The sequence below is a fragment of the Streptomyces sp. NPDC043854 genome, from assembly GCF_056436005.1.
On record NZ_JBWKDK010000078.1, the window covers coordinates 1 to 24,376 of the forward strand.

Genomic DNA, 24,376 nt, shown 5'->3' on the forward strand with positions numbered 1-24,376 from the left:
TCTGTAGGGGTTGGGTGTCCGCCCCCCCCCCCCCCCCCCCCCCCCCCCCCCCCCCCCCCCCCCCCCCCCCCCCCCCCCCCCCCCCCCCCCCCTGCCCCCTCTACCGCCGCTCCACCGCCCGGCGGGGGGACGGCCCGGCCCCGGCCCCCGCGATGGGGGCCGGGGCCGGGAGCCGCTCGGTCGGCGGAGCGCACCACCGCCGCGCCGCTGCGTCGCCGGTGCCGCCGCGTCAGGGGCGCGGGGCGCGGGCCAGTTGGCGGGACTGCGCCACCAGCCGGTCCTCGGAGTCCCAGACCTCCGCGTCCTCCTCCAGGAAGCCGCCGGCCAGGTTCCGCGTGGTGATCGCGACCCGCAGCGGGCCGGGGGCCGGGCGGCGGCGGATGTGCGCGGTCAGCTCCACCGTGGGGCTCCAGCCCATCAGGCCCAGGTCGAAGCAGGTCGGCGGGAGCGCGTCGACGGCGAGCAGCAGGGAGAGCGGGTCCGCGTCCCGGCCGTCGGCGAGCTCGAACCAGGCCCGCATCTCGCCCTTGCCGGAGGGTGCGCCGAGCGCCCAGCCCGCGGTCGCCGGGTCCAGCCGCAGCCGGAGCCGGTCGACGATGGCGGTGCTGCCGGGGATGGGGGCGGGGCCTGCCTCCGGGCCGAGGCAGGCCTCGTAGGGCGGGATCGCCGGCGGGAGGGCGGTGGTGCGGACGTCGTCCGGCAGGGAGGCGAGGTCGCCGTGGGAGGCGACGACCCTGATCCGCTCGACCTCTGCGCCGTTCTCGTCGAACTGGAAGAGGGAGGCCTGGCCGGTGGACAGGGTCCGGCCGACCCGGACGACCTCGGTGCGGATCACCGCGGGGCCGGGCTCGGAGGAGGTGAGGTAGTGGGCGGAGACGGTGAAGGGGTCCGGGTGCGGCAGGGCCGCCGACAGGGCCCGGCCGACCAGGGCCAGCAGATAGCCGCCGTTGACGGCGGTGATGATCGTCCATCCGGCGGAGAGCTCCGCGTCGTACACCCCGGGCTCGCCCGCACGCGCGGTGATGGTGGTGTCGCGGTCGAACTCGCTGTCGCCGATGGAGGCCTGGGCCGCTGCGTATGCCATGGAATCGAGCCTACAACGCGAAGCTACTAAGCGGTAGCTTTCTGAGTGACGTGCAGATCACGGCTCTTCGGAGACCGCGGACCGGCGGTTCCAGGCCAGCGGGGCCCGCCAGTGGAACCGCATGGCGAGCAGCCGCAGCACGAAGGTGGTGACGATCGCGACGGCCGTCGTCAGCGCATTGAGGACCCCGAGGCCGATGGAGACGGCCACCATCGCGGCGCCGACCGTGGCGGGCACGGCGTACATCTCGCGGTCGCGCAGCAGCGAGGGCACCTCGTTGGCGAGGACGTCGCGCAGGACGCCGCCGCCGACGGCCGTGGCGAGGCCCAGCGCGGCGGACGCGGTCAGCCCGAGGCCGTACTCGTACGCCTTCGTCGTGCCGGTGACGCAGAAGAGGGCGAGGCCGGCGGCGTCGAAGACGTTGATGGCGCGGTTGATCCGCTGCACCTCGGGGTGCAGGAAGAAGACGATGGCCGCGGCGATCAGCGGGGTGACGAAGAAGCTGAGCTCGCCGAAGGCGGCCGGCGGGACGGCGCCGATGACCAGGTCGCGGAAGAGGCCGCCGCCCAGGGCGGTGACCTCGGCGAGGACGGCGATGCCGAAGACGTCGAAGTTCTTGCGTACGGCGAGCAGGGCGCCCGCGGTGGCGAAGACGAAGATGCCCGCGAGGTCCAGGGCGTGCTGGATGCCGGGCGGGAAGAGATCGTGGAGCACCGCCCCATTGTCACCGGGAATGACCGGTGGCCCGGTCACCGACCGCTACTCGGTGACCGGACCACCGGACGTATCGTGCCCGGGCGGGCCGGGGCCTACTCCGAGACCGTGGCCAGCGCCTCCGCGGCACCCGGCAGGGCGGGGTCGCCCGGCGCCTGGTCGGGCCCGTTCTCGGGGTGGTGGCAGGCCACCTGGTGGCCGGTGGCCAGCTCGGCCAGCGGCGGCTCCTTCACCGTGCACAGCTGCGTGGCCTTCCAGCAGCGGGTGTGGAAGCGGCAGCCGCTCGGCGGCGAGATCGGCGAGGGCACGTCGCCCTTGAGCAGGATGCGGCCGCTCTTCGCACCGCGCCGGCGCGGGTCCGGCACCGGCACGGCCGACAGCAGCGCCTTGGTGTACGGGTGCATCGGGTTCTCGTAGAGCGTGGTCCGGTCGGTCAGCTCCACGATCTTGCCGAGGTACATCACGGCGATGCGGTCGGAGACGTGGCGGATGACCGACAGGTCGTGCGCGATGATCACGTAGGTGAGGCCCAGCTCCTCCTGGAGGTCGTCCAGCAGGTTCACCACCTGGGCCTGGATCGACACGTCCAGCGCCGAGACCGGCTCGTCCGCGACGACCAGCTTCGGCTTCAGGGCCAGGGCCCGGGCGATGCCGATGCGCTGGCGCTGGCCGCCGGAGAACTCGTGCGGGTAGCGGTTGTAGTGCTCGGGGTTGAGGCCCACCAGCGACAGCAGCCGCTGCACCTCCGCCTTGAGCCCGCCCTCCGGTTCCACTCCCTGGAGCTTGAAGGGGGCGCCGACGATGGTGCCGACCGTGTGCCGCGGGTTCAGGGAGCCGTACGGGTCCTGGAAGATCATCTGTATGTCGCGGCGCAGCGGGCGCATCCCGGCGACCCCCAGGTGCGTGATGTCCCGCCCCTCGAACTCGACCGTGCCACCGGTCGGCTCCAGCAGCCGGGTGATCAGCCGGCCCATGGTCGACTTGCCGCAGCCGGACTCGCCGACCACGCCGAGCGTCTCGCCGCGCCGGACCTCGAAGCCGATCCCGTCGACGGCCTTGACGGCCGCGACCTGGCGGCGCAGCAGCCCCTTGTTGATGGGGAAGTGCTTGACCAGGCCGGTCACCTTCAGCAGCGGCTCCCCGGCCGGTTCCTGCGCGGGCGCGCCGGACGCGGCCGCCATGGGCTCGGCCGCCTCGGGAGCGTCCGCCGCGGGCCCGTCCGCCTTCTTCTTCATGTCGGTCACAGCTTCGGCGCAATCTCTTCGGTCCAGATCCGGGTCCGCTCCTCCTGCGACATGTGGCAGGCGGACCAGTGCCCGCCGCCGTCCTCGGTCAGCTCGGGGCGCCGGGTGCGGGTGATGCCGCCCTTGGGGACGTCCGCGTACGGGCAGCGCGGGTTGAAGGCGCAGCCGCTCGGGATGTTGATGAGGCTGGGCGGCGAGCCCTTGACCGGGATGAGGCGCTCGGTCTGCTCGCGGTCGATGCGCGGCATGGAGCCGAGCAGCCCCCAGGTGTAGGGGTGGCGGGGCTCGTAGAAGACCTTCTCGGAGGTGCCGCGCTCGACGCACCGGCCGCCGTACATCACGAGGATGTCGTCGGCCATCTCGGCGACCACGCCCAGGTCGTGCGTGATCATGATGACGGCAGAGCCGAACTCCCGCTGGAGGTCGCGGATCAGGTCGAGGATCTGCGCCTGGACGGTGACGTCCAGGGCGGTGGTCGGCTCGTCCGCGATGAGCAGTTCGGGGTTGTTGACCAGCGCCATCGCGATCATCGCGCGCTGGCGCATGCCGCCGGAGAACTCGTGCGGGTAGGCGTCCACGCGCCGGTGGGGCTCGGGGATGCCGACCCGGTCGAGCATCTCGACGGCCCGCCGCCGGGCGGTCTTCTTGTCCACGTCGTGGTGGGTGAGGTACGCCTCGACGATCTGCTTGCCGACCGTGTAGTAGGGGTGCATCGCGGACAGCGGGTCCTGGAAGACCATCGCCATCTTGCGCCCGCGCAGCCTGCGCACGTGGTCGGCGTCGGCCTTGACGAGGTCCTCGCCGTCGAGGACGACCTCGCCGGAGATGTTCGGGCGGCTGCGCGCGTTGCCGGTGCGGTGCAGGCCCATGATGGCCAGCGAGGTGACCGACTTGCCGGAGCCGGACTCGCCGACGATGCCGAGGGTCTTGCCGCGCTCGAGGTCGAAGGAGAGCCCGTCGACGGACTTGACCAGGCCGTCGTCGGTCGGGAAGTGGACCTTGAGGTCGCGTACGGACAGGAAGGCGCCGCTGCCGCGGGGCCCGGCCTGCTCGGGGACGAACGCGGGCCCGGCGGCGAGTGTCTCGCCCGCGCCGGATCCGGCCGCGGAGCGGGAAGTGGGGTTCTCGGTCACGTCAGCCTCACGCGCGGGTCGATGACGGCGTACAGCAGGTCCACGATCAGGTTGGCCATCACCACGAAGAGGGCGGCGAGCAGGGTGACTCCCATGATCACGGGGAGGTCGCCCTGCCCGATGGCGGCGACGGCCGCCGTCCCCAGACCCTGGAAGTTGAAGGTGGTCTCGGTGAGCACGGCGCCGCCGAGGAGGCCGCCGAGGTCGAGGCCGAACATCGTGACGATCGGGGTGAGGGTGGAGCGCAGGGCGTGCTTGCGGATGACCACGCCCTCCTTGAGGCCCTTGGCCCGGGCGGTGCGGATGTAGTCCTCGCCGAGGACCTCCAGCATCGTGGCGCGCGTGATGCGGGCGTAGGTGGCGGCGAAGAGGAAGGCCAGGGTGACCCACGGCAGGATCAGCGCGTTGAGCCAGGCCGCGGGATCCTCCGTCAGCGGCTTGTAGTTGGACACGTCCAGCCAGCCGAGGCTGTAGACGAAGATCGCGGGGGCCACCATGCCGGTGAAGAAGATCGGGAGGGAGACGCCGGCGAGGGCGCCGACCATGACGGTGCGGTCGATCGCGGTGCGGCGTTTGAGCGCCGAGACCACGCCGGTGGCCACACCGGCGAGCACCCAGATGACCGCCGCGCCGAGGGCGAGCGAGAGGGTGACCGGCATGCGGTCGACCATGGTCTCCCAGACGGGCGCCTCGGTCTTGAAGGAGTAGCCGAAGCACGGCGCCTCGCAGTGGGTGACCTCGGTGCCGCCGTCGTAGTCGCGGCCGACGAAGATGCCCTTGACGAAGGTCAGGTACTGCTCGGAGATGGGCTTGTCGAAGCCCATCTTCACGCGGATGCCCGCCAGGGCGGTCTCGTTGGTCTCGCGGCCGGCGTACATGAGGGCCGGATCGCTGCCCGTGATCTTCGGGACCGCGAAGAAGATGCCGAAGGTGACCACGGAGACCACCAGCAGCGTGGCGACGACGTTGAACAGTCGCCGTATGAGGTAGACGAGCACTGCAGTCGGCCGCCCGGGGCGGGCGGCTGCCGTCCCTCGTGGGGACGGCAGCCGCCGCCTGCGGCCTTCACCTGCCCTTCGGACTAGCGCATGTGCGGTGAAGGCACTTGCCTGTTGTTACGTGACGACTCGACTACCGGATCACTTGCCGACGCCGATGACGGCGAGGTCGATCTTGCCCATGGAGTCGTTGAAGTAGACGTTCGTCAGCCGCGGGTTGTGGTAGACGAAGGCCTTGTCGAAGTTGATGGGAAGGTAGAGCGCCTTCTCCATGACCTTCTTGTTGATGTCCGTGTAGAACGGGGCGGCGGCCTCCGGCGTGGCGGCGGCAGCGGCCTTGTCGAACAGGCCGTTGATCTCCGGGTCGTTCAGCTCGGTGTAGTTGTTGTTGCCGTTCGGCAGGATGAACGATCCGTCGACCAGCGGCTGCAGGAAGCCCGAGCCGGAGTTGTAGTCGGCGCCCCAGCCCATGACGATGATGCCGTAGCCCTTCTTCTTCACGTTCTCGGGCGAACCGATCGTGGAGGAGGAGAGCTTGCCGTCGTACTGGTCGATCGTGGCCTTGATGCCGACCTTGGCGAGCGAGGCCTGCAGGGACTCGGCCGTCTTCACCTCGGGGGCGCGGTTGTTGCGGACCGCGATGACGGTCTCGAAGCCGTCCGGCTTGCCGCAGGCCTTGAGGGCCTCCTTGGCCTTGGCCTCCTGCGGCTGGCCCTTCGTCAGGCCGAACGGGTCGAAGGACTTGTCGGAGCCGGGGATGCCGGGCGGCAGCATGTTGGCGCCGAGGTCACCGCTGGTCGGGCCGCCGCGGGCGGTCTGCAGGGACTTCGGGTCGGCCGCGTAGATGACGGCCTTGCGGCACTCGATGTTGTCGAACGGCGCGACGGTCTGCGGGAAGGCGAAGTAGCGGATGTAGCCCGTGAACGGGTTGTCCGCGTTCTTCTTCAGGTTCTCGTCCTTGAGGACCTTGTTCTTCGCGGCCTGCTGCAGGCCCGTGCCGTCGACCGCGAGGTCGATGTCGCCGGACAGCAGGCGGGCGTCCATGTCGTCCGGGTTGGTGGTCACCGTGAAGGTGACCTTGTCCGGCAGGCCCGTGCGGACGGTGTCCGTCTTCGGGTCCCAGTTCTCGTTGCGGACGAAGGTCGCGCCCTTGCCGGCGGTGAAGCTCTCCACCTTGTACGGGCCGGTGGCGATCGGCTTGTTGGTGTACGTGGCGCCGGTGTCCTTGGCCGCCGGGACCGGCGAGGAGGACGGCATGGCCAGCAGGTAGCTGAAGTCGGAGTTGGCGCTCGCCAGGTTGAAGACGATCGTCTTGTCGTCCGGCGTCTCGACGGACTTCAGACCCATCTTGTTGGGGTCGGTGTCCTTGTACGGGCCGGGGTACTTCTGGCCCTGGTCGAGCAGGTCGATCAGGTAGGTGGGACCGCCGGACAGCACGTCCTGCGCGAAGACGCGCTCGACGCCGTACTTGATGTCCTTCGAGGTGATCGGCGAGCCGTCCTCGAACTTCACGCCGTCCTTCAGCTTGAGGGTGTACGTCTTGCCCTCGTTGCTGATCACGGGCAGGGCCTCGGCGAGGTCCGGGACCAGCTTGGTGCCCGCCTCACCCGGCTTGCTGTCGTACGCCAGCAGCTGGCGGATGTAGAGGCGCTGCATGTTCCACACGAAGCCGTAGTAGGCACGCGCCGGGTCGAGGTAGTCGACGTCCTGCGGCGACCAGAGCTTGAGCTCGCCGCCCTTCTCGGTGGACGGGTTCACGATGCCGGTGGTGGCGGCGTTGAAGGCCGCGCCGCCGGCGCCCTTGCCCTCGGTCTTCTTCTCGCCGTCGTTGCCGCCGCACGCGGCGGTCAGCGACAGCGCGGCGATCACGGCGGTGATCGCGAGGGCCTGCTTTCTGCGGATCACGTTGGTCCAACCTCCAGAGGTGGGTGAATCGGTGGAGCGGTTCAGCTGCCCTTGGGGTCGAGTGCGTCACGCAGCCCGTCCCCGAAGAGGTTGAACGCCAGGACGGTGATGAAGATCGTCATACCCGGGACCACCATGTACATGGGGTCGTCCTGGTAGATGGGGACGGCGTCGGAGAGCATCTTTCCCCAGGACGCGGTCGGCGGCTTGACGCCGGCGCCGAGGAAGCTGAGAGCCGCCTCCGTCAGGATGTTGGTCGGGATGATCAGCGTCGCGTAGACCAGGATCGGCGCGACCAGGTTGGGCAGCAGCTCCTTGACCAGGATGTAGCCGCGGCCGGCGCCGAGGCTGCGTGCCGCCTCCACGTACTCGCGCTCGCGCAGGGAGATCGTCTGGCCGCGGACGATACGGCCGATGTACGGCCATCCGAAGAAGCCGATCACGACGATCAGCACGCCCATGCGGACGCCCGAACCCTCGAATCCCCAGAGGGAGTTGGGGACGACCGAGACCAGCGCGATGGTGAACAGCAGCTGGGGGAAGGCCAGCAGCAGGTCCATCAGGCGGCTGATGAGGCCGTCCACCCAGCCGCCGAGGAACCCGGCGAGAGCGCCGAGCAGGCTGCCGATGGCGACCGAGACGAAGGCGGCCAGGAAGGCGACGACCAGCGAGATGCGGGCGCCGTAGACGATCCGGCTGAACACGTCGCGCCCGTTGGTGGGTTCGACGCCCAGCAGGAAGTCGGAGCTGATGCCGCCCCAGGAGCCGAGCGGCGTGCCGAGGTCCGGGTCGATCATGTCCTCGTGGAACTCGTTCGGCGGGTGGCCCAGCAGGCTCACGATCTGCGGCGCGAACACCGCCACGAGGATCAGGAGGATCACGACCACGCCGCCGGTCAGCGCGACCTTGTCGCGCTTGAGCCGCATCCAGGCGATACGGCCGGGCGAGCGGCCTTCGATGGCCTTCGCAGGGACGTCGGCTACGGCCACGGGTGCGGCTGGTTCCGCGCTCGTGTCATGCAGTGGTGCCGTCATCGTGGTGGGGACCCCTCTCGGCCGACGGGTTGCCGGCCCATGCCCGCCGCTGTGGCGGCGTTGGTGCGGAGTGGCGCTCTTGTGCGTGGTGACACGCAGGACTGTGCCGAGGTGCGGGAACTGCAGGAGGTGCGGTGCAGGTGAGGTGCAGGTGCCGTGCGGAAAGCCGTGCGGAAGTACGCGAAAAAGCGGTGCGGAACGACAAGCGACGTGCAGGAAGCCGAACCGTTCCCCGGGGACCCGGCGGCTCTTGGGTCGGGAGTCTTCAACGGCGCCGCAATCAGCCGCCAGACCCGCAGATGAATGGATGCGCAACCGTGATGTGAGGGTCGGATTCCCGTTATCCGGACTGCGGTGTCGGCTCAGCGGAGCAACACCGTCCGTTCGGTGCGCAATCGGACAACGCGCCCAACACGCGGTAGGAGTAGGCCTTTTGGACCCGCATCAGCGAAGAAATCCGGACAAGAGGAAAGCCGCGGGGAACAGTGCGTTCCCCGCGGCCGGAAGGTCGCGCGATGCTTTTGTCTCAGCCGCCGGTCAGTAGGACGGGGCCTGTCCCTCGCGGTCGTAGAACGGGCGCGTCTGTGACCGGAGCCACATCGCGACGGGGTCGTGCTCGTCGGCCAGCGCCACCGTGCACACGGGCACGCCCTCGGGCACCGCGCCGACGGACTGGCGCATCATCTCCCGTACGGACTCCAGCGCGGGCGCCGAGGCGTCGTACAGGTCGAGCCCGACGGCGAGGTACGGCGACCCCAGCGCGGGCTGCACCCAGGCGCGGCGCAGCGAGCGTACGGCCGGCGTGCGGTGCGCGTGCTGGGTCAGCAGCCCGTAGAACTGGGGGAGTTCCAGGGCGGGCTCGGAGAGCCGCAGCGGGCCCGCCGGCATCCGGTCCAGGCCGGTGGCGATCCGGCGCAGGTCGGCCCAGGGGATGCCGAGGCCGCCGCCCTGGGCGTGCGGATTGAGCCACAGGCCCCAGCGGTCGGGATAGAGGGCGCGCGCGATGTCCCGGCCGGTGACCACCTCGTAGCCGCGGTTCCAGCCGCTGGCGGCCAGTTCCTGCGGGGAGGTCACGCACGGGGCGTATCCGAGGCCCTCCAACTCCATGCCGCCGTACTGGGCGTCCGGTGAGCCGGGGCTGCCCTGCCAGAGCAGCATCCACAGCCGGCCCTCGGCGAGGGCGTGCAGAAGTGACTCGTAGGTCTCGTAGCGCCCGGGAGTCACTTGGCGCATGATGTGCTCGACCTGCCCGGCCGCGGCAGTGCCTGACGCACTCACCGGTACCCCTCCTCGTCCGCACGGTGTGTCCAGGCCACCCGTGCGGCCAGGAGATGTCACCAGCTTAAGCGTCGCTAGGGCACGTAGAAGGGGCGTACGCGCGTAACGATGAAGTCGACCACCGGGTCGTCCACCGCGTCCAGCAGGACCAGCTGCACCGGCCAGGGCGCCGGGACCCTGGCCAGGGCCCGGGCGAGGGCCTCTCTCGGCGCGTTCTGCGCGGCGGGGTCCCGTCTCGACAGGCGGACACCGATGCAGAGCTCCGGGTCCCCGCCCTCGACGCTGGCGAGGCACCGGTGTGCGGCCACGATCAGGCCGGTGGTCCGGAACTCCTCGGCCGCGGCGGCCAGGAAGTCCACCGGATCGTCCTGCCAGTCGGGCTCGAAGAGCCGGACGCGGCCGCCGGTGGCGGGCCCGTCGAGCTCGGTCCGGCCGACCCGGCACAGCTGGGCGACGGCGGGCGGGGGCAGCGGCACGCCGACGGCGCCCTCCGGGTTCACGGCGATGCCCAGCTGCGGGGGCAGGCCGCGGGCGAACTCGACGGCGGGGGCCACGGCGAAGTCCATGCCGGGGCCGACACAGGCCCGGAACTGGGCCTCGGAGCTGTAGACGGGGACGTACGCCGCCCCGCCGATCTCCATGGTGGGCAGGGTGAGGGAGGGGCTGTCCGGGCCGCCTCCGCCGGGCAGCGGCACCCACACCCGGCTCCGGCCCAGCACCTCGACGATCCTCGGGCCGGCGTCGGGCACGCCCAAGGCCGCCCCGAGCACCTGCTCCAGCTCGTTCTCCGGCCAACCGCCGCCGTGCATCTCCGCCTCCGCTTGTCGCGCCGTGTACCGGCAGAGGGTAGCCGCCCGCGCACGGCTCAGGCCCCGCCGGGCTCCGCGGGCCGGAAGGCTATGCGGGTCAGCCGTGCGGCCGCCGCCCGGTCCAGCAGCACCACCGAGGCGCAGCCCGCCGGCAGCGGCCCCGACTCCGCGGCCCGCACCATCCGGCCCACCGCGGCCCGGTGCCGGGCGAAGGCGTACGCCGACACGCCGCGGCCCCGCGCCGCCTGCCCGGACAGGGCCTCCTGCGGGGTGACGTCCAGGATCAGCAGGTGCAGGGCCCGGCCGCGGCGCCGGGCCGTCGCCGCCAGCAGCCCCCGCACCCAGCGCTGCGTACCGCAGTCGTGGACGACGGCCGAGGCGCCGGAGCGCAGGATCCGCCACAGCCCCCAGTAGTGCGCGATCCGCACGAGCGGGCGGTACACGGCGTACGGGAGGGCCGCGGGCATGCGCCGCTCCCAGCGCTCGCGCACGTCCTGGGAGTCGATGCCGCCTCCCTCGGCGGCCCGCTTGATCAGCGTGCTCTTGCCGCCGCCGGGCAGGCCGGAGACCACGACGATGTCGCCCTCGGCGAAGCCGAGCCGGTGCGGCCCGCCGTCCCCCCGGCCGCGCAGGTCGCGCACCGGCCCGTGGCGCTCGCGCGCCGGCTGCTCCGGCACCCCGTCCGCGGTCCCGGCGGTCGCCAGTACTCCGAATCTCCGCACAAGATCGCCTCCCCCGAATCGGGCCTCGCGGACCCCATGCCCACTGAGTGTAAAGAGACGGTAATTCGACGGCACCGGTTCCGGCCGGCCTGTCCGGCCACCGGACGCCGCCCGCCCGCCGGACGCGGCCCGCGGTGCGCCGCGCGGCGCGCCGCCCGCCGCCCGCGACGTAGCGAATGACACAGTCTTTCGGGCCCACCCGCCCGATCCGCGGGAGGGCGTGCAATGATGTGCGCCATCTGGACCAACTGCATACCGGCCGCTTGAATCCGCGCGGGAGAGTCCCGGCAGGCCGCGAGGCCGCGTCCGGGCGCCGAAGGAGCAAGTACCTCCCTTGAATCTCTCAGGCCCCGTACCGCGTGGATGAGGCAGATCTGAAAAGCGAGCCGCTCCCCTCCCGTCCCCCGCGGCGGACCGGGGTGTGCTCCACCCAAGGTGCAAGTCGGCGCTCCCGTTCCCGCGGGACTCTCGGCGAACCTCTCAGGTTCCGATGACAGATGGGGAGGAACGTCCTCGTCATGTCATGCCCTGGGACCCGGGAGCCACACCCATGAGCACTGCCCCCCGCCTGACCGCCCTCGATGCGCTGCACCGCTCGCTCGGTGCGACCATGACCGACTTCGCGGGCTGGGACATGCCGCTGCGGTACGGCAGCGAGCGCGACGAACACAATGCCGTGCGCACCAAGGCCGGCCTCTTCGACCTCTCCCACATGGGCGAGATCACGGTGACCGGTCCGGAGGCCGTGAAGCTCCTGGACTACGCCCTGGTCGGCAACATCTCCACCGTCGGCACCGGCCGCGCCCGCTACACGCACATCTGCCGGGAGGACGGCGGGATCCTCGACGACCTGATCGTCTACCGCCTGGCCGAGGCCGAGTACATGGTCGTCGCCAACGCCTCCAACGCCCAGGTCGTCCTGGACGCCCTCACCGAGCGCGCCGCCGGCTTCGACGCCGAGGTCCGCGACGACCGCGACGCGTACGCGCTGATCGCCATCCAGGGCCCGGAGTCCCCCGGCATCCTGGCCTCCCTCACGGACGCCGACCTGGACAACCTGAAGTACTACGCCGGCCTGCCGGGCACGGTCGCCGGCGTGCCCGCGCTGATCGCGCGTACGGGCTACACCGGCGAGGACGGCTTCGAGCTGTTCATCGCCCCCGAGCACGCCGTGGAGCTGTGGCAGGCGCTGACCAAGGCCGGCGAGGGCGCCGGCCTGGTCCCCTGCGGCCTGTCCTGCCGCGACACGCTGCGCCTGGAGGCGGGCATGCCGCTGTACGGGCACGAGCTGACCACCTCCCTCACCCCGTTCGACGCGGGTCTGGGCCGGGTCGTGAAGTTCGAGAAGGAGGGCGACTTCGTGGGCCGCGCCGCCCTGGAGGCCGCCGCTGAGCGCGCCGCCGGCAACCCGCCGCGCAAGCTGGTCGGCCTGGTCGCCGAGGGCCGCCGCGTCCCGCGCGCCGGGTTCCCGGTCGTGGCCGGCGGCGAGGTGATCGGCGAGGTCACCTCGGGCGCCCCGTCCCCGACCCTGGGCAAGCCGATCGCCATGGCGTACGTGGACGCCGCCCACGCCGCGCCCGGCACCTCCGGCGTCGGCGTGGACATTCGCGGTACGCATGAGCCGTACGAGGTCGTCGCCCTGCCCTTCTACAAGCGGCAGAAGTAGCGCCCGTACGGCGGCGGCCGCCGGCCGCCGGCCGAGGCGTCGCACCACGCAAGACCACCGTTCGTTCGCACTCCCCCGCATCCAGGAGAATCAGGTCATGAGCAACCCCCAGCAGCTGCGTTTCAGCAAGGAGCACGAGTGGCTGTCGGCCGCCGAGGACGGCGTCGCCACGGTCGGCATCACGGAGTTCGCGGCCAACGCGCTCGGTGACGTCGTCTACGCCCAGCTCCCCGAGGTCGGCGACACGGTGACCGCGGGCGAGACCTGCGGCGAGCTGGAGTCGACCAAGTCGGTCAGCGACCTGTACTCCCCCGTCACCGGCGAGGTCGTCGAGGCGAACCAGGACGTCGTGGACGACCCCAGCCTCGTCAACAGCGCTCCGTTCGAGGGCGGCTGGCTGTTCAAGGTCCGCGTCGCGGAGGAGCCGGCCGACCTGCTCTCCGCCGACGAGTACGCCCAGCTCACCGCCGGTAACTGACCACAGGGGATCCTGATGTCCGTTCTGAACACCCCTCTCCACGAGCTCGACCCGGATGTCGCCGCCGCCGTCGACGCCGAGCTCGCGCGCCAGCAGTCCACCCTGGAGATGATCGCGTCGGAGAACTTCGCTCCGGTCGCCGTCATGGAGGCCCAGGGCTCGGTCCTGACCAACAAGTACGCCGAGGGCTACCCGGGCCGCCGCTACTACGGCGGCTGCGAGCACGTCGACGTGGTCGAGCAGATCGCGATCGACCGGATCAAGGCGCTGTTCGGCGCCGAGGCCGCGAACGTCCAGCCGCACTCGGGTGCGCAGGCCAACGCCGCCGCGATGTTCGCGCTGCTGAAGCCGGGCGACACGATCATGGGCCTGAACCTGGCCCACGGCGGTCACCTGACCCACGGCATGAAGATCAACTTCTCCGGCAAGCTCTACAACGTGGTCCCCTACCACGTCGGGGAGGACGGCCAGGTCGACATGGCCGAGGTCGAGCGCCTCGCCAAGGAGTCCAAGCCGCAGCTGATCGTCGCCGGCTGGTCGGCGTACCCGCGCCAGCTGGACTTCGCCGCCTTCCGCCGCATCGCGGACGAGGTCGGCGCGTACCTGATGGTCGACATGGCCCACTTCGCGGGCCTGGTCGCCGCGGGGCTGCACCCGAACCCGGTGCCGCACGCCCACGTCGTGACCACCACCACGCACAAGACCCTGGGCGGTCCGCGCGGCGGCGTGATCCTCTCCACCCAGGAACTGGCGAAGAAGATCAACTCCGCGGTCTTCCCCGGCCAGCAGGGCGGCCCGCTGGAGCACGTGATCGCCGCCAAGGCGGTCTCCTTCAAGGTGGCGGCCTCGCACGAGTTCAAGGAGCGCCAGGAGCGCACCCTGGCCGGCGCGAAGATCATCGCCGAGCGCCTGGTCCAGGACGACGTCAAGGCCGTGGGTGTGGACGTCCTCACCGGCGGTACCGACGTGCACCTGGTCCTGGTGGACCTGCGCAACTCGGAGCTGGACGGCCAGCAGGCCGAGGACCGCCTCCACGAGATCGGCATCACGGTCAACCGCAACGCCATCCCGAACGACCCGCGGCCGCCGATGGTCACCTCGGGTCTGCGGATCGGCACGCCGGCCCTGGCCACCCGCGGTTTCGGCGCCGAGGACTTCACCGAGGTCGCCGACATCATCGCGGAGGCCCTGAAGCCCTCGTACGACGGCGAGGCCCTCAAGGCGCGCGTCTCGGCGCTCGCCGCGAAGTTCCCGCTGTACCCGTCGCTGTAGGCCACGGCTCGGGGGGCCCGGCCTTGTGTCACACAGGGCCGGGCCTTTCTCATGGCCCGGGGCCGCGGTCCGGGACGTCGGGACCGCGACAGCCTCCGTACAGACCGGCGTAACCGGTCCCCTCACGAACTGACGTACGCTGATGAACCGGGCATGGGCGCCCACCAGGTGATCTTTGCCCTCAATCCCTACAAGATCCGCCCCCTCCGCCGGCCGCCTCGCCACGCTCCGAGACCGGCCGGACGGTCCGCTCCCCGCCACCGCGGGGGTGAATAACTCCCGGGAGTCCGCCACCGTGGCCATTTCGGTTTTCGATCTCTTCTCGATCGGCATCGGTCCGTCCAGCTCGCACACCGTGGGTCCGATGCGCGCAGCCCGCATGTTCGTGATGCGGCTGAAGAAGGACGGTGTGCTCGCGCAGACGGCCTCCGTCCGGGCCGAGCTGTACGGCTCGCTCGGCGCGACCGGCCACGGCCACGGCACCCCGAAGGCGGTGCTGCTGGGCCTGGAGGGCCACTCCCCGCGCACCGTGGACGTGGAGACGGCCGACGACGAGGTGGAGCGCATCCGGCAGACCGGCCGGCTGCGCCTGCTCGGCACGGAGATAGGCAGCGCGCACGAGATCGCGTTCGACGAGCCGAGCCAGCTGATCCTCCACCGCCGCCGGGCCCTGCCGTACCACGCGAACGGCATGACGCTCTTCGCGTACGACGCCTCGGGCGCCCCGCTGCTGGAGAAGACGTACTACTCGGTGGGCGGCGGCTTCGTGGTGGACGAGGACGCGGTCGGCGAGGACCGGATCAAGCTCGACGACACCGTGCTGAAGTACCCGTTCCGCTCCGGTGACGAGATGCTGCGCCTGGCCAAGGAGACGGGCCTGTCCATCTCCTCGCTGATGCTGGAGAACGAGAAGGCCTGGCGGACGGAGGAGGAGATCCGCGCGGGCCTGCTGGAAATCTGGCGGGTCATGCAGGCCTGCGTCGCGCGCGGCATGTCCCGCGAGGGCATCCTCCCGGGCGGCCTGCGGGTCAAGCGCCGCGCGGCGGCCACGGCGCGCCAGCTGCGCACCGAGGGCGACCCGATGCTGCACCGCAGCGAGTGGACGACGATCTACGCGATGGCCGTGAACGAGGAGAACGCGGCGGGCGGCCGCGTCGTCACGGCCCCGACGAACGGCGCGGCGGGCGTCCTCCCGGCCGTCCTGCACTACTACGTGAACTTCGTGCCCGGCGCGGACGAGGACGGCGTCGTCCGCTTCCTCCTCGCCGCGGGCGCGATCGGCATGCTGTTCAAGGAGAACGCCTCGATCTCCGGCGCCGAGGTCGGCTGCCAGGGCGAGGTCGGCTCCGCCTGCTCGATGGCGGCGGGCGCCCTGGCGGAGGTCCTGGGCGGCACCCCGGAGCAGGTCGAGAACGCGGCCGAGATCGGCATGGAGCACAACCTGGGCCTGACCTGCGACCCGGTCGGCGGCCTGGTCCAGATCCCGTGCATCGAGCGCAACGGCATGGCGGCGGTCAAGGCGGTCACGGCCGCGAAGATGGCGATGCGCGGCGACGGCAGCCACAAGGTCTCCCTGGACAAGGTCATCAAGACGATGAAGGAGACCGGCGCGGACATGAAGATCAAGTACAAGGAGACGGCCCGCGGCGGCCTGGCCGTCAACGTCATCGAATGCTGACCTGAGCCGACCTGACCCGGTCTCCGTCCGTACGAGGACCCCGGGCGCCGCGGGCGCCCGGGGTCCCGTGCGTTTCCCGCCGGCCACTCTCCCGACCTGCGGCAATCATCCCGGTTTTCCCGGGCGTTGAGGTTCGGCGCGGATTGGTCACGCTTCAGGGCGAACCGTGGGGGCCGGGGGTGGTACGGGGTGACCCCCGTGCGCAAGGGTGATCGCATGACGTCGCGGCCACACCCCCGGCGGCCGGCCAACCGCCGCGGAGCCCGCAGCCCTTTCCCCCGTACGCGCTCCGCAGCCGCCCGGCAACCCTGCGCGCCCGCCCTCCGGCCGGAGGGCGGGCCGGCGGCGCACACCTCGCCTGGACGGCCGTTCGGTCCGGCGGCGCGGACAGGGAATTTCAACCGAATGAGAAGTTTGACCGGTTTTGCTGCAACCATGGGTGCGCGGGGAGTGTCTCCAGCAGTGACACCCGTCCCCGTCTCTCGAGAATCAGGGGGGACGTCATGAACCACCTCCGCCGCCGGCAGACCGTGGCCCTGGCCACGGGGGCTCTCCTCACCGCCGGAATCGCCCTCGCCGCGCCCGCCTCCACCGCCCCGGCCCCGGCCGCCGCGGCCGCCGGGCGCACCGCCACCCCGCTCGTCGTGAACGCCCGCTGGGCCGGGCACTGCGCGTACGACCGGATCGTCATCGACCTGCGGGGCCGCGTCCCCGACGTCGAGGTCACCCGCGTCCCGCGGCTGTACCGGGACGGGTCCGGCGAGCCCGTCGCGCTCGCCGGGAAGCACTTCCTCCAGATCCGCCTGCACCCCGCCGACGCCCACCTGCGCTCCGGCGAGAGCACCTACCGCGGGCCGAAGCTCGCCAGGATCGACCTGCCCGCGCTGAAGGGCTTCGCCATGACGGGCGACTTCGAGGGGTACGTCACCTTCGGTGCCGCCTTCGACACGAAGCCGTCCTACACCTCGTTCACCCTGCGCTCGCCCGACCGGTTCGTGCTGGACGTCGCGCACCGGAACGTGTGCTGCGGCTGAGCCTCCGCACAGCCGGGCGGCCGGGCGGCCGGGCAGCTGTCCGGCCGTCCGGCCCGGGCCGTCAGCGGTGTTCGGGGTTGGGGAAGTCGAAGCGGCAGCCGGCGTCCCACTCCGAGCGCTGGTTGCCGTGGGCGGGCATGCCGCCGGAGCGCTTGAGCAGGGCGGCCAGGTGCATGAGGTTCCACGACATGAAGGTCGTGTTCCGGTTGGTGAAGTCGTTCTCCGGGCCGCCCGAGCCCGGGTCGAGGTACGAGGGACCGGGCCCGGCCTCGCCGATCCAGCCGGCGTCGGCCTGCGGCGGGATGGCGTACCCGAGGTGCTGGAGGCTGTAGAGGACGTTCATGGCGCAGTGCTTCACGCCGTCCTCGTTGCCCGTGATCAGCGCACCGCCGACGCGCCCGTAGTAGGCGTACTGGCCCTGCTCGTTCAGGAGCGAGGAACAGGCGTACAGCCGCTCGATGACCTGCTTCATCACGGAGCTGTTGTCACCGAGCCAGATCGGCCCGCACAGCACGAGGATGTCGGCGGCCATGATCTGGCTGTACAGGACGGGCCACTGGTCGGTTTCCCAGCCGTGCTCGGTCATGTCCGGCCAGACTCCGGTGGCGATGTCGTGGTCGACGGCGCGGATCAGCGAGGTCCGGGCGCCGGCCGCCTCCATGACGGCGCGGCTCCGCGCGATCAGGCCCTCCGTGTTGCTGGTCTCGGGCGAGCGCTTGAGCGTGCAGTTGACGTACACGGCGGTCAGGTCGGAGTAGTCGAACGCCCCGGCGTTCGCCCCCGGCTGCGGTGTCGCGGTGTCGTGTTCGGCGGCCACCCTCCCAGCCTGCGGGGCTCCGGGCCCTGCGGCGACCGGAAGACGCCCGTCCGGGGGTGGCCGGACCTCCCGGGCGCAGCCCGCGCACGCCCCGGCGGCGCCGGTTGGAGCGCGGCAGCGGAAGAGCGCCGTGGCGCGCGCCGGTCCGCCGCGCAAGCCGCCGGACGCCGGAAGTTCCGTGTCCCTGCCACTGTTTCGCCGCGCCCGCCCGGAGCGCACAGGCCCGCCGGCGGTCCGAAGCGGAATCCCCGGGCCCAACAGGCCGCCCAGATCCGGGTTGTTACGGGTCCACAGCGCGGACTAGGGTCATCAGGCCTTGGTGTACGGGAAACCGGTGGAAAACCGGTGCGGCCCTCGCCACTGTGAACGGGAAGTCCGGCTCCACTCCTGCGGGAAAGCCACTGGGCAGCGCGGGGAGGGACCCGCACCGCCCGGGAAGGCGGAGCCAGGGCATCAGTACCCGCGAGCCAGGAGACCGGCCAAGGCGCGTTGTCCATCCACGAGGTGCTGGAGAGGTCTCCCACTCATGCACATAGCCGAGGGGTTCCTGCCCCCCTTGCACGCGGCCGCCTGGGGCGCCGCGTCCGCTCCCTTCGTCGTCCACGGGGTACGGGCCCTCACCCGCGAGGTGAAGGCCAACCCGGAGAGCACCCTCCTGCTCGGCGCGTCCGGAGCGTTCACCTTCGTCCTGTCCGCACTGAAGATCCCCTCGGTGACGGGCAGCTGCTCGCACCCCACCGGGACCGGGCTCGGCGCGATCCTGTTCCGGCCGCCCGTCATGGCGGTGCTCGGCACGATCACCCTCCTCTTCCAGGCGCTGCTGCTCGCGCACGGCGGACTGACCACCCTCGGCGCCAACGTCTTCTCGATGGCCATCGCCGGACCCTGGTCGGGGTACTGCGTCTACCTGCTGCTGCGGCGCTTCAACGCCCCGCTGATGGTGTCCGTGTTCTTCGGCGCCTTCTTCGCCGACCTCGTCACCTACTGCGTGACCTCGGTGCAGCTGGCGCTGGCCTTCCCGGACCCGGGCACGGGCTTCTTCGGCGCGCTCGCGAAGTTCGGCGGCATCTTCGCCGTCACCCAGATCCCGCTCGCCGTGAGCGAGGGCCTGCTGACGGTCCTGGTGATGCGGCTGCTGATGCAGTCCAGCAAGTCCGACCTGGTCCGGCTGGGCGTCGCGAAGCTCGCCGGCCGCTCCGAGCAGAAGACGGCGGTGTGACGCGCATGAGCCGGAACGCGAAGATCAACGGCCTGCTGCTGCTCCTGGTGGCGGCGCTGGCGGTGCTGCCGCTCGCCCTGGGCCTGGGCGAGGGCAAGGAGGAGCCGTTCACGGGCGCCGACGCGCAGGCGGAGGCGGCCATCAGCGAGCTGAAGCCGGATTACGAGCCCTGGTTCTCCCCGCTGTACGAGCCCCCGTCCGGGGAGGTGGAGTCGGCCCTGTTCGCCCTCCAGGCGGCGCTGGGCGCGGGCGTGCTCGCCTACTACTTCGGCGTCCGCCGGGGCCGCCGCCAGGGCGCGGCCGCGGCGGCCGCCGCCGGTGCCGGCACGGTCCCTGCCGACGCCGCACCGGCACCGGCCTCCGCATCCGCAGCGGCGCCCGCCGCGGAGTCGTAGCCGGTGCTGCCGATCGACGTGGCCGCGCACAGCAGCCGCTGGCGGGGCCGCCATCCGCTGGAGAAGGCGCTGCTCGGGCTGGGTCTGACGGTCAGTGCCCTGTGCCTGCCGGCCTGGCCGGGCGGACCGCTCGTGGCCGCCGCGACCCTGGCCGTGCTCCTCGGGCCGGCCGGGGTCGCCGGGCGGCAGCTCTGGCGGGCCTTCCGGATCCCGCTGGGGTTCTGCTTCACCGGGGCGCTGCCGCTGCTGATCGCGGTCGGCGGCCCAGCCGGATACGTCTCCCTGGCCCCGGACGGGCCGCGGCTCGCCGCCGAACTGCTGCTGCGCACGTCGGCGGCCTCGCTCGGGGTGCTGCTGTTCGCGTTCACCACCCCGGTGTCGGACGTGCTGCCCCGGCTGGTCCGGGCCGGGGTGCCGGCGCCGGTGGTGGACGTGGCGCTGGTCATGTACCGCATCGGCTTCCTGCTGCTCGACTCCCTGGCCCAGGTGCGGCGCGCGCAGGCGGCCCGCCTCGGGCACGCGGGCCGGGCCGCGGCATGGCGCTCGGTGGCCGGGCTCGCCGCCACTTCGTTCGTACGGGCCTTCGACCGCGCGGCGCGGCTCCAGTCGGGCCTGGCCGGGCGCGGCTACGACGGCGCGCTGCGGGTGCTCGTCCCCGAGGCGACGCTGTCGTGGCGCTTCCTCGCGGCCTCGGCGGCCCTGCTCGCGGCCGTGGCCGCGCTGACTCTCACCCTGAAGGGGCTCTACCTGTGACGTTGGTGGAACTGGCCGGCGCCGGCTACGCGTACGAGGACGGCCCGGCGGTGCTGACCGGCGTGGACTTCGCCATCGCCGAGGGCCGGGCGCTGGTCCTGCTCGGCCGCAACGGCAGCGGCAAGACCACGCTGATGCGGCTGCTCAGCGGCGGCCTGCGGCCCGGCTCGGGCGAACTGCGCCTGGACGGAGCACCGGTCGGGTACGACCGGGCGGGCCTGACCCGGCTGCGGACGGCGGTCCAGCTGGTGGTGCAGGATCCGGACGACCAGCTCTTCGCCGCCTCGGTGGAGCAGGACGTGTCCTTCGGCCCGATGAACCTCGGCCTGCCCGCCGGGGAGGTGCGGGCCCGGGTGGAGTCCGCACTGGCCGCGCTCGACATCACCGGGTTGCGGGACCGCCCGACGCACCTGCTCTCGTACGGGCAGCGCAAGCGCGCGGCGATCGCGGGCGCGGTGGCGATGGCCCCGCGGGTGCTGATCCTCGACGAGCCGACGGCCGGACTCGACCCGGACGGGCAGGAGCGGCTGCTGGACACCCTGGCGGGGCTGCGCTCGCGCGGCACCACGGTGGTGATGGCCACGCACGACGTCGACCTGGCGGTGCGCTGGGCCGACGACGCAGCGGTCCTGACCCCGGCCGGGATCCGCGTCGGCCCGGCCGCACAGCTGCTGGCCGACCCGGGCCTGCTCGCCGAGGCGGGCCTGCGCCAGGCCTGGTCGCCGGCGGTGGCGGCCTTCCTGCGGGCGCGGGACCTGCTGGAGCCCGACGCCCCGGGCCCGGGCACCCCCGAGGCCCTGGCCGCCTGGCACTGACCCGGACGGTGTGCGGCAAACCTAGGATGGCGGCATGTCGCTGCCGCACGCCATCCTCACCGCCCTGCTCGAGAAGCCTTCGTCCGGGCTGGAGCTGACCCGGCGGTTCGACAGGTCGATCGGGTACTTCTGGTCCGCGACGCACCAGCAGATCTACCGCGAGCTGGGCCGGCTGGAGGAGGCCGGGCTGATCCGGGCCCTGCCGAGCGAGGTGCCCGTGCGGGGGCAGAAGAAGGAGTACGAGGTCCTGCCCGCCGGCAGTGCGGAGCTGGCGCGGTGGATCGGCGAGAGCCAGGACCCGAAGGCCATTCGGGACCCGCTGCTGCTGCGGGTCCGGGCCGCGGGCGTGGCCGGCGTGCAGGGGCTGGCCGGGGAGCTGCGGCGGCACCTGGAGCTGCACCGGCGGCAGCTGGCGCTCTACGAGGCCATCGAGGAGAAGGACTTCCCCCCGGAGCGGGACTCCGACGAGGACCGGCTGCGCCGGCTCGTGCTGCACGGCGGCATCGGCCTGGAGACGTTCTGGCTGCGCTGGCTGGAGGAGGCCCTGGCCGAGGTCGAGGACATGGTGCGGCCGGACGCCGCGGATGCCCCGGCCGGACCCGGCGGCGCACCGTAGGGCGCGGTCCCGCGCGGGCAGTCCCCGCGGTCTCCGCGGTCTCCGCGGTCTCCGCGGTCTCCGCGGGCCGTTCGCGCGGGCGGGCAGGCCGCAGCCCCCGTGCCGCCCGGCGGGGCGGTACGGGGGCTGCGGCGCGGGGCCTTACTTGTTCAGGGAGGCCCAGAACTCGTCGAAGCTCAGCAGGCCGTCGCCGTTCGCGTCCTTGGCGGCGATCACGGAGTCCGCGACCGGGCCCGTGACGAACGGGTCGCCCATCTCCGCCATGGCCCGACGGAACTCGTCGGCCGTGACGAAGCCGTCGCCGTCCGCGTCGAACCTGCCGAACGTCGCCCGCGCGTTCTCGATGTCCGCCACTGGGATCCACCCCTTCTTGGTGCTCGTTGACCGGCTCAGGGTAGCGCCAGCCGGGAAGGCCGCCGCTACCGGGTCCCGTTCGGGTGGCAGAAAGAAATTCAATTACCGCCCCGTATCCGGAAGCGATAATTCCGGCCAAGAAATCAGCCTCGGGCTTGTCACGTTCCGGGGCCACCGCATAACGTACCGGCATTGCCGCCACACCAGGAGCGCAGGGCTCCCAGGGACATGCGGCAACAAGGGCGATCACACAGGTGACGATCACAGCAGACGCATCATTCGAAGTTCTGCCCTTCACCCGCGCGTGCCGCCATATCTGGGATGAGGGCGACCATGTGCTCATCGGAGTGAGTCCTGGGAACAGCTACTTCAGCTCCGAGCGCATCAACAGCCTCGCCCGGTGGGCGGTACCCCGCTTCGCGCAGGTCGACTTCGTGTACGCGGACCTCCATGTGGACCGCATGTTCGCCGCTTTCGGCTACCGCCGGGAGCATGCGGAGAAGCGCGCCGCGAAGGAGATCAAGGCGGTCCGCCGCCGGATCCTCAAGGGCATCGAGGATTCGGGGCACCCGCATGCCGGGGTCCGCGTGAGGGCACTTTCGGAGTTCCGGTCCAACCCCGTTTACCAACTGCTGCACCGGCGCGTGCTCCATTTCCTGGAAACCGACGACGAATTCCGCAGGGGCTGCGAGGAGATGGCCCTCCATTTCGTCGGGTCCAAGGTGCCGGAAGGTGAATCCATCACGGCCGGCCAGTTGCAGGTGTGTTTCGACTACCTGGCGGCGGAGCTGCCGTTCTTCGTGGACACCCCGAGCATTCTCGACGTGCCGTCGTCCGTGGCGGCGTACCACGTCCGGATGCCGCTGACGGACGTCCTCTTCGCGCGCGGCGGGGGCCTGCGCGCGACCCGCAACCAGGCCTACGCCGTCGTACGGCCGGAGGCCGCCGAGGCGGCCCGCCCGGCACCCGTGCCCGGCGGCGGGGCCGCGGACCACGTACCGGCCGAAGGGACCGCCGATGAACGTCGAGCAGCGTGAGGCCGGCGCGGACCGGCCCGGCGGGGACGCGCCCCTCCTCGACTTCCCGCTGTCGCGGCGCGGCGACGTGCTCCCGCAGGAGTGCGCATGGCTGCGGGAGACGGCCCCCGTCGCCCAGGTCCGCACGCTCACCGGGGACCGGGCCTGGCTGGTCAGCAGCTACGCGCTGGCCAAGCAGGTGCTGGAGGACGAGCGGTTCAGCCTGAAGGACACCGCCCGCCCCGGGGTGCCCCGCCAGTACGCGCTGACGATCCCGCCCGAGGTCGTCGACAACATGGGCAGCATCAACAGCGCCGGCCTGCGCACCGCGGTGATGAAGTCCCTCAACCCGCGTCAGCGGGGCCTGAAGGACTGGCTGCGCGCCACGGCGGGGGCGCTCGTCGACGGGCTCGTCGCCGAGGGCGGGCCCGTGGACCTGCGGGCGGGGTTCGCGGACCCCTTCTCGGCCGCCCTGCACTGCCGGGTGCTGGGGGTGCCGTTCGAGGACTGGCGGCGTCTGATGTCGGGGCTCGACGTCGCGTTCATGACCGCGCGCGAACCGTTCGCCGACTCGGCGCTCAACTGGTACAAGGACGTCGGCTACTTCGCCGGCCGGCTGGGCGCACAGCTCGCACTGCCCGCCGAGCAGCGTACGGGGCTGCTCGGCCGGTTCGCGGAGCTCAAGGAGGCCGACCCGGACTCGGCGCACCTGACCGACGAGATGTTCGCGACGGTCGCCGTCTCGCTGTTCGGGGCCGGGGCCGTGTCCACATCGGCCTTCCTGGTCCTGGCCGTCCTCGCGCTGCTCCAGCGGCCCGAGCTCCTCGACCACCTGCGCCGCCACCCGGAGCGCACGGGGAGGGCGGTCGAGGAGCTGCTGCGCTGGAACCTGTCCGTCGGCGACGGCCTGCCGCGCATCGCGCTGGCGGACGTGCAGGTCGGCGACGTGCTGGTCAGGGAAGGCGAACTCGTCCTCGTCCTGCTGGAGGGGGCCAACTTCGACCCGGCGGCCTTCGACCGTCCGGACGAGCTGGACCTGGAGCGGGAGAGCGCCAACGCCCACCTCGCGTTCGGGGCCGGCCGGCACTTCTGTCCGGCTTCGGCACTGGGCCGGGCCCACGCCGAAATCGCGCTGGAGGTGCTGGTGGAGCGGCTGCCCGGGCTGCGGCTCGCGGTACCCGCCGAGAACCTGGTGTGGCGTACGGGCTTCATCAAGCGGCTGCCGGAACGGCTGCCGGTCGCCTGGTGAGGGCGCGGCGGGGGGGGGGGGGGGGGGGGGGGGGGGGGGGGGGGGGGGGGGGGGGGGGGGGGGGGGGGGGGGGAGGGGGGGGGGGGGGGGAGG

General features: G+C 72.0%; 24 protein-coding genes and 2 riboswitches. Of the genes, 12 read left to right on the forward strand and 12 right to left on the reverse strand.

The genetic code is table 11. From position 1 onward, the window contains the following. Positions 1 to 229 precede the first annotated feature (229 nt). The 10 genes from AC068A_RS34855 to AC068A_RS34900 form a co-directional block, all read right to left on the reverse strand. Positions 230 to 1,084 (reverse strand): thioesterase family protein, encoded by an 855-nt coding sequence (locus AC068A_RS34855; protein ID WP_478590303.1) that lies wholly within the window; start codon positions 1,082 to 1,084, stop codon positions 230 to 232. A gap of 57 nt (positions 1,085 to 1,141) precedes the next feature. Next, positions 1,142 to 1,798: a trimeric intracellular cation channel family protein gene (locus AC068A_RS34860; RefSeq protein ID WP_478590304.1), complete on the reverse strand. Its 657-nt coding sequence runs from the start codon at positions 1,796 to 1,798 to the stop codon at positions 1,142 to 1,144. Positions 1,799 to 1,893: 95 nt separating this feature from the next. After that, positions 1,894 to 2,979: an ABC transporter ATP-binding protein gene (locus AC068A_RS34865; protein ID WP_478590326.1), complete on the reverse strand. Its 1,086-nt coding sequence runs from the start codon at positions 2,977 to 2,979 to the stop codon at positions 1,894 to 1,896. Positions 2,980 to 3,038: 59 nt separating this feature from the next. Beyond that, positions 3,039 to 4,175 (reverse strand): ABC transporter ATP-binding protein, encoded by a 1,137-nt coding sequence (locus AC068A_RS34870; protein WP_478590305.1) that lies wholly within the window; start codon positions 4,173 to 4,175, stop codon positions 3,039 to 3,041. After that, the gene (locus tag AC068A_RS34875; protein WP_478590306.1) at positions 4,172 to 5,173 is read right to left on the reverse strand and encodes an ABC transporter permease; all 1,002 of its coding nucleotides are present in this window, start codon (positions 5,171 to 5,173) and stop codon (positions 4,172 to 4,174) included. The genes AC068A_RS34870 and AC068A_RS34875 overlap by 4 nt, the downstream gene beginning before the upstream one ends. A 141-nt stretch (positions 5,174 to 5,314) precedes the next feature. Beyond that, entirely contained in the window at positions 5,315 to 7,078 is a 1,764-nt protein-coding gene (locus AC068A_RS34880; RefSeq protein ID WP_478590307.1) for an ABC transporter substrate-binding protein, read from the reverse strand. Positions 7,079 to 7,119: 41 nt separating this feature from the next. Beyond that, positions 7,120 to 8,112 (reverse strand): ABC transporter permease, encoded by a 993-nt coding sequence (locus AC068A_RS34885; RefSeq protein WP_478590308.1) that lies wholly within the window; start codon positions 8,110 to 8,112, stop codon positions 7,120 to 7,122. A gap of 537 nt (positions 8,113 to 8,649) precedes the next feature. Beyond that, the gene (locus AC068A_RS34890; RefSeq protein WP_478590309.1) at positions 8,650 to 9,390 is read right to left on the reverse strand and encodes an enhanced serine sensitivity protein SseB C-terminal domain-containing protein; all 741 of its coding nucleotides are present in this window, start codon (positions 9,388 to 9,390) and stop codon (positions 8,650 to 8,652) included. 74 nt (positions 9,391 to 9,464) lie between these two features. Further along, positions 9,465 to 10,199 (reverse strand): enhanced serine sensitivity protein SseB, encoded by a 735-nt coding sequence (locus AC068A_RS34895; RefSeq protein WP_478590310.1) that lies wholly within the window; start codon positions 10,197 to 10,199, stop codon positions 9,465 to 9,467. 56 nt (positions 10,200 to 10,255) lie between these two features. Further along, entirely contained in the window at positions 10,256 to 10,921 is a 666-nt protein-coding gene (locus AC068A_RS34900; RefSeq protein ID WP_478590311.1) for an AAA family ATPase, read from the reverse strand. 264 nt (positions 10,922 to 11,185) lie between these two features. Then, positions 11,186 to 11,289, forward strand: a riboswitch (glycine riboswitch). 182 nt (positions 11,290 to 11,471) lie between these two features. On the opposite strand from AC068A_RS34900, the gene gcvT reads away from it, so the two are divergent. The 5 genes from gcvT to AC068A_RS34925 all read left to right on the forward strand — a co-directional run bounded on the left by gcvT (position 11,472) and on the right by AC068A_RS34925 (position 17,049). Next, positions 11,472 to 12,587, forward strand: coding sequence for a glycine cleavage system aminomethyltransferase GcvT (gene gcvT, locus AC068A_RS34905; protein WP_478590312.1), 1,116 nt, complete (start codon positions 11,472 to 11,474; stop codon positions 12,585 to 12,587). Positions 12,588 to 12,684: 97 nt separating this feature from the next. Then, positions 12,685 to 13,065 (forward strand): glycine cleavage system protein GcvH, encoded by a 381-nt coding sequence (gene gcvH, locus AC068A_RS34910; RefSeq protein ID WP_478590313.1) that lies wholly within the window; start codon positions 12,685 to 12,687, stop codon positions 13,063 to 13,065. Between the two features lie 15 nt (positions 13,066 to 13,080). After that, positions 13,081 to 14,337, forward strand: coding sequence for a serine hydroxymethyltransferase (gene glyA / locus AC068A_RS34915; RefSeq protein ID WP_478590314.1), 1,257 nt, complete (start codon positions 13,081 to 13,083; stop codon positions 14,335 to 14,337). Between the two features lie 295 nt (positions 14,338 to 14,632). Continuing rightward, the gene (locus tag AC068A_RS34920; RefSeq protein ID WP_478590315.1) at positions 14,633 to 16,015 is read left to right on the forward strand and encodes an L-serine ammonia-lyase; all 1,383 of its coding nucleotides are present in this window, start codon (positions 14,633 to 14,635) and stop codon (positions 16,013 to 16,015) included. A 503-nt stretch (positions 16,016 to 16,518) separates the two neighbouring features. Beyond that, the gene (locus tag AC068A_RS34925) at positions 16,519 to 17,049 is read left to right on the forward strand and encodes an AMIN-like domain-containing (lipo)protein (RefSeq protein WP_478590316.1); all 531 of its coding nucleotides are present in this window, start codon (positions 16,519 to 16,521) and stop codon (positions 17,047 to 17,049) included. A gap of 61 nt (positions 17,050 to 17,110) precedes the next feature. On the opposite strand, the gene AC068A_RS34930 is transcribed toward AC068A_RS34925, so the two are convergent. After that, positions 17,111 to 17,866 (reverse strand): flavodoxin family protein, encoded by a 756-nt coding sequence (locus AC068A_RS34930; protein ID WP_478590317.1) that lies wholly within the window; start codon positions 17,864 to 17,866, stop codon positions 17,111 to 17,113. A 300-nt stretch (positions 17,867 to 18,166) separates the two neighbouring features. Further along, a riboswitch (cobalamin riboswitch) is annotated at positions 18,167 to 18,364 on the forward strand. Between the two features lie 28 nt (positions 18,365 to 18,392). Here AC068A_RS34930 and AC068A_RS34935 point away from each other — a divergent pair. The 5 genes from AC068A_RS34935 to AC068A_RS34955 are packed head-to-tail and all read left to right on the forward strand — an operon-like array spanning position 18,393 to position 21,664. Beyond that, positions 18,393 to 19,085 (forward strand): energy-coupling factor ABC transporter permease, encoded by a 693-nt coding sequence (locus AC068A_RS34935; RefSeq protein WP_478590318.1) that lies wholly within the window; start codon positions 18,393 to 18,395, stop codon positions 19,083 to 19,085. A 5-nt stretch (positions 19,086 to 19,090) separates the two neighbouring features. Then, positions 19,091 to 19,480 carry an energy-coupling factor ABC transporter substrate-binding protein gene (locus tag AC068A_RS34940; RefSeq protein WP_478590319.1) on the forward strand — a complete coding sequence of 130 codons (390 nt, stop codon included), beginning with the start codon at positions 19,091 to 19,093 and terminating at the stop codon, positions 19,478 to 19,480. Positions 19,481 to 19,483: 3 nt separating this feature from the next. Beyond that, positions 19,484 to 20,233 (forward strand): cobalt ECF transporter T component CbiQ, encoded by a 750-nt coding sequence (gene cbiQ, locus AC068A_RS34945; RefSeq protein ID WP_478590320.1) that lies wholly within the window; start codon positions 19,484 to 19,486, stop codon positions 20,231 to 20,233. Beyond that, the gene (locus AC068A_RS34950) at positions 20,230 to 21,048 is read left to right on the forward strand and encodes an energy-coupling factor ABC transporter ATP-binding protein (protein ID WP_478590321.1); all 819 of its coding nucleotides are present in this window, start codon (positions 20,230 to 20,232) and stop codon (positions 21,046 to 21,048) included. Before cbiQ ends, AC068A_RS34950 begins: the two co-directional genes overlap by 4 nt. A 34-nt stretch (positions 21,049 to 21,082) precedes the next feature. After that, entirely contained in the window at positions 21,083 to 21,664 is a 582-nt protein-coding gene (locus tag AC068A_RS34955; RefSeq protein WP_478590322.1) for a PadR family transcriptional regulator, read from the forward strand. A 141-nt stretch (positions 21,665 to 21,805) separates the two neighbouring features. Here the strand turns inward: AC068A_RS34955 and AC068A_RS34960 are convergent, their stop codons facing one another. After that, positions 21,806 to 22,018 carry an EF-hand domain-containing protein gene (locus AC068A_RS34960; protein WP_478590323.1) on the reverse strand — a complete coding sequence of 71 codons (213 nt, stop codon included), beginning with the start codon at positions 22,016 to 22,018 and terminating at the stop codon, positions 21,806 to 21,808. Between the two features lie 254 nt (positions 22,019 to 22,272). Here AC068A_RS34960 and AC068A_RS34965 point away from each other — a divergent pair, with 254 nt between their 5' ends. After that, positions 22,273 to 23,055 carry a tRNA-dependent cyclodipeptide synthase gene (locus AC068A_RS34965; protein WP_478590324.1) on the forward strand — a complete coding sequence of 261 codons (783 nt, stop codon included), beginning with the start codon at positions 22,273 to 22,275 and terminating at the stop codon, positions 23,053 to 23,055. Beyond that, the gene (locus AC068A_RS34970) at positions 23,036 to 24,283 is read left to right on the forward strand and encodes a cytochrome P450 (protein WP_478590325.1); all 1,248 of its coding nucleotides are present in this window, start codon (positions 23,036 to 23,038) and stop codon (positions 24,281 to 24,283) included. The genes AC068A_RS34965 and AC068A_RS34970 overlap by 20 nt, the downstream gene beginning before the upstream one ends. Positions 24,284 to 24,376 lie beyond the last annotated feature (93 nt).